Source organism: Streptomyces chengmaiensis (assembly GCF_029846775.1).
Lineage (GTDB): Bacteria > Actinomycetota > Actinomycetes > Streptomycetales > Streptomycetaceae > Streptomyces > Streptomyces chengmaiensis.
Genome location: NZ_JARWBG010000118.1, coordinates 1 through 5,065, shown reverse-complemented (window position 1 = coordinate 5,065; position 5,065 = coordinate 1). Strand labels below are relative to the sequence as shown.

At 73.3% G+C, this 5,065-nt stretch carries 2 protein-coding genes; one reads left to right on the top strand and one right to left on the bottom strand.

Features of this window, described 5'->3' with window-relative positions; genetic code table 11:
- Positions 1–505: type VII secretion integral membrane protein EccD (eccD, locus tag QCN29_RS36535; protein ID WP_279933558.1), on the bottom strand; the 505-nt coding region annotated here is incomplete at its 3' end.
- Positions 506–708: 203 nt separating this feature from the next.
- Here eccD and eccCa point away from each other — a divergent pair.
- Positions 709–4,665 (top strand): type VII secretion protein EccCa, encoded by a 3,957-nt coding sequence (eccCa, locus tag QCN29_RS36530; RefSeq protein WP_279933559.1) that lies wholly within the window; start codon positions 709–711, stop codon positions 4,663–4,665.
- Positions 4,666–5,065 lie beyond the last annotated feature (400 nt).

The window sequence follows — 5,065 nt, the reverse complement described above, 5'->3', positions numbered from 1 at the left end:
GACTGGCCGCGGCGGCGCCCGCGAGCAGCAGCAGCGCGGCGGCCGCGGCGCACACCGCCCGGGTGGCGCCCGAGCCGCCGGGCAGCGCGAGCACCGCCAGGCCGACGGCCGGAGCGATCATGGCGAGGCCCCGCAGCAGGGCCCGGCCGGCCTCCGGGGTCCAGCCGTACGGGCGGTCGCGCAGCGTGGTGGAGATGCCGTCGACCAGGTCGTCCAGATGCACCTCGGGCAGCGCCTCGACACGGGGCCGCAGGTAGACGGTCTCGCCGTCGCGCAGCTCGAAGGAGTCAAGGGTGCGCTCCTCGTCCATCGGCTCGCCGCCGAGGCGTTGCAGCACCCAGCCGCCGTGGTCCACGCCTGCTTCCTCGAGGTCGTCCCCGGCGTAGCCGAGCACGGCGGGCAGCAGGTCGGCGACCGGCAGGTCGGCGGGAACGGCGAGATCGATCGTGCGGGCGGGGGCTCGTACGGTCAGGCGGCACAGACCGGCCACCTGGTTGTCGCTCATTGGTCTGACTCACGCCTTCCGGGTGTGCTGGAGCATTTCAACGGACCTGCGGAAGAGGGGGGTTGCTCATCGGTGGTCAGCTCGAAGGATCGTAATATCAAACGTCTCTTCGGGGTGACCCCACCCCCGCAGCATCAGTCCCCCACCCGTGAGCGCGCTCCGTCGGCCCGACGGCCGCTCCGTAAGGAGACCGTACGGTGAGTGTGGTTCTGTTCCGCCGACCGGCCCGCAGGCGCGGCCGCGAGATGCCGGACGGAGAACTGACCTTGCAGGAGCCGCCCGTGCTCCCCGAGGTGGTTCCGGACTCGTCCGCCGTCTGGACCTATCTGCCGATGGCGCTGATGTCGGTGTCGATGATGCTGATGTTCATCCGCCCCGGCGCGCGCGGCGGCAGCAGCTTCATCTACCTCGCCCTCGGCCTGATGGTCGTCTCCACGGCGGCCATGATGCTCGGTCAGGTGATGCGCCGGAACAACGAGCGCAAGCAGCGCCTCAAGGGGGAACGCCGGGACTACCTGCGCTACCTCACCCAGACCAGGCGCAAGGTGCGGGCCGCTGTGGTGGACCAGCAGCGGGCCCTGGCCTGGCGGCACCCCGAGCCGTCGGCGCTGTGGTCCGTGATCGGTTCGACCAGGCTGTGGGAACGCCGCCCGCAGGACGAGGACTTCGGCGAGGTCCGGGTGGCGGTGGGCGACCAGAAGCTGGGCCTGCGCCTGACCCCGACGGCCGGCAGCCCCGTCGAGGACCTCGAACCGCTCTCCGCGCACGCCCTGCGCAGCTTCATCCGCGCCTACGCCACCGTCCCCGACCAGCCCATCGCGATCTACCTGCGGGCCTGGGCGCGGGTGCTGTTCCGCGGCGACGAGGACCGCGTCCGCGCGCTGGCCCGGGCGATCGTCGCGCAGCTGGCCGCGTTCCACTCCCCCGACGACGTGTGGATCGCGCTGTGCGTGTCCGACGAGCGGCGGGCCGACTGGGACTGGGCCAAGTGGCTGCCGCACCACCTCCATCCGCAGGAGACCGACGGCGCCGGTCCCGCCCGTATGGCCGGAGCGGCGCTCAACGAACTGGAGGACCTGCTGGGCGCGGAGTTCCTGGAGCGCCCGCCCTTCGACCCCGACGCGGTCCCCGGCCGCGAGGAGCCGTTCACCGTGATCGTCGTCGACGGCGGCACGGTGCCCGGCGGCCACCGGCTGGACGGCCCCGGACTGCGCAACACCGTGGTCCTGGACCTCACCGGCGCGCTGACCTGGCGGCCCGGCCGGGTCACCCTCCGCTTCGACGTGAGCGGCGGCGACTTCGCGCTGGTCCGCACCGACCGTGACCGCAAGGAGCAGACCACCCGTCTGGGCCGTCCCGACGCCTTCGGCCCGCACGGCGCGACCGCGCTGGCCAAACGGATCGCGCCCTACCGGATGGGCATGGGCGCCGACGCCGTCGAACCGCTGGCCGCCGACGTGGAACTGACCACCCTGCTCGGCATCCAGGACCTCCACCGGCACGACCCCCAGACCCTGTGGGGGCGCAGCACCGGTCCCAGCCGGCTGCGCGTGCCCATCGCCGTGGGCGCCGACGGCCAGCCCGTGGAACTCGACATCAAGGAGTCCGCACAGGGCGGCACCGGCCCGCATGGCATGCTGATCGGCGCCACCGGATCCGGCAAGAGCGAACTGCTGCGCACCCTGGTGCTGGCGCTGGCCCTGACCAACTCCTCCGAGACGCTCAACTTCGTCCTGGTCGACTTCAAGGGCGGCGCGACCTTCCTGGGGCTGGACGAACTGCCGCATGTGTCCGCCGTCATCACCAACCTCGCCGACGAGGCGGCCCTGGTCTCCCGTATGCAGGACGCCCTGCACGGTGAGCTGATCCGCCGTCAGGAGCTGCTGCGCGCCGCCGGCAACTTCACCTCCGCGCTGGAGTACGAGAAGGCGCGCGCCGCCGGCACCCCGCTGGCGCCGCTGCCCAGCCTGTTCGTGGTCGTCGACGAGTTCAGCGAACTGCTCGCGGCGCACCGGGAGTTCATGGAGCTGTTCGTCATGATCGGCCGGCTCGGCCGAAGCCTGGGCGTGCACCTGCTGCTCGCCTCGCAGCGACTGGACGAGGGCCGGATGCACCAGCTGGAGAGCCACCTCTCCTACCGGATCGGCCTGCGTACCTTCTCCGCGATGGAGAGCCGCGGCGTCCTCGGCGTGCCGGACGCCTACGAGCTGCCGTCGGCGCCGGGCAGCGGCTTCCTCAAGTCGGGTGTCGAGGCGCTGACCCGGTTCCGGGCCGCCTATGTGTCCGGGCCGTACCGGCACCGCCGCGGCAGCGCCAACCAGGCTCGCGCAGCCGGCCAGACCGTGCCGTGGACGAGCGGCTACATCGTGCCGCGCGCCGCGCCCGACCTGCCGGACCCCGAGCCGGAGACCGAGGAGAGCGGCGACACTCTGCTCTCGGTCGCCGTCGACAGGATGCTGGGAGCGGGACCGCCCGCGCACCAGGTGTGGCTGCCGCCACTGGACCTGCCCGCCACCCTCGACCAGGTGCTGCCGCCGCTCACCCCCGACCCGGAGCTCGGCCTCACCACGGTGGGCTGGCCGGACCGGGGGAAGCTGAAAGTGCCCGTCGGGATCGTGGACCGGCCCTTCGACCAGGTGCGGGATCTGCTGACCGTCGACCTGTCCGGCGTCGGCGGGCACATCGCGATCGCGGGCGGTCCGCAGAGCGGCAAGAGCACCATGGTGCGTACCCTCCTGACGGCCCTGGCCCTCACCCACACCCCACGCGAAGTGCAGTTCTACTGCCTGGACTTCGGCGGCGGCACGCTGGCCGGCCTGGACGGCCTGCCGCACATGAGCGGCGTCGCGGCCCGGCTGGACGCCGAGCGCGTGGGCCGCACGATCGCCGAGGTGAACTCGCTGCTGGCGGCCCGGGAGAAGTTCTTCCTGGAACAGGGCATCGACTCCATGGCCGCCTACCGGAGGCGCCGTGCCGCCGGGGAGTTCGCCGACCACGAGCACGGGGACGTGTTCCTGGTCATCGACGGCTGGGCCACGGTCCGCCAGGACTACGACCGGCACATCGCGTCCTTCGGCGCGATCGCGGCGCGGGGCCTGAACTACGGCGTCCACCTCATCGTCACCACGGCCCGCTGGGTGGAACTGCCCTCCGCGGTGCGCGACCAGGCGGGCACCCATCTGGAGCTGCGGATGGGCGATCCGATGGACTCCGAGATCGACATCCGGCGGGCCGCCACGGTTCCCCGGGTGCCCGGCCGGGGTCTGACCAGGGAGGGCAGGCTGCACTACCTCACCGCGCTGCCCCGCATCGACGGCGGCGAGCAGGCCGACGACCTCGGCGAGGGCGTCGCCGGGCTGGTGGCCGCGCTCGCCGAGAGCTGGTCGGGTCCGGTCGCGCCCCGGGTGCGGATGCTGCCCACCGAGCTGCCGGTCACCGCGCTCCCCGAGCCGGAGGGCGCCTTCCGGGTTCCGCTGGGGCTGGAGGAGGACGAACTGGCCACCGTGTGGCACGACTTCTCCGAGAGCCCGCACATGATCGTGATCGGTGACACGGAGAGCGGCAAGACCAACCTGCTGCGGCTCACCGCCCAGGCGATCATGCGGCGGTACTCCCCCGCCGAGGCCCGCATCATGGTCGTCGACTACCGCCGCGAGCTGGTCGAGGCGATCCCCGACGAGTACCGGCTCGGCCACGCCGTCTCCATCGACGCGCTGCGCGACCTGGTCGACGGGGCGTCCCGGGCGGTGAAGACTCGGGTGCCGGGCCCCGACATCACGCCGGCCCGGATGCGGCTGGCGGACTGGTGGAACGGGCCGCGGCTGTTCGTCCTCGTCGACGACTACGACATGGTCGGCTCCGGACCGATGAACGCCCCGTTCGACCCGCTTCTCGACCAGTTGGCGCTCGGCTGGGAGGTGGGCCTGCACATGGTCGTGGCGCGCGCCGCCACCGGCGCCGGCCGCGCCATGGGCGACCATCTGATGCGACGCCTTCAGGAGGTCAACACCCCGACGCTGCTGCTGTCCTGCCCGCCGTCGGAGGGGTACGTCATCGGCAACGCCAAGGGCCGCCTGCTCCCCCCGGGACGCGCCACCCGCATCGCCCGGCGCCGTACGGTGCAGGTGCAGACGGCGTTCCTGGGCGAGCGGGACGACTGACCTCAACGGCCCCGGCGGCTGGGCCCTGGCGGCTGGCGGCTGGCGGCTGGCGGCTGGCGGCTGGCGGCTGGCGGCTGGCGGCTGGCGGCTGGCGGCTGAGCAACGCCCTCAAGGGGCGCGGGACCGTGTCAATTGCGGCTCCGCGCGGGGGCGCGACCGGCCTCAACGGCGCCGCATACAAACCACGACCGGCGCGGTCCGTGTCCAAGGCGAACGACGACCCCGCGCGGCCTGTCCGAGCGGAGCGCAGGCGCGTCAGTCGGCCGGCCGCCACCGCCGGGCCCGGCCGCGCGGGATCACGACGGCCGCCGCGGCCACCAGCAGCACCAGTGCGCCGCCCGCCGCCGCCACCAGCACCGCACGGTGCCGCGGGGTGCCCGACGGCGCCGCGGGCAGCTCG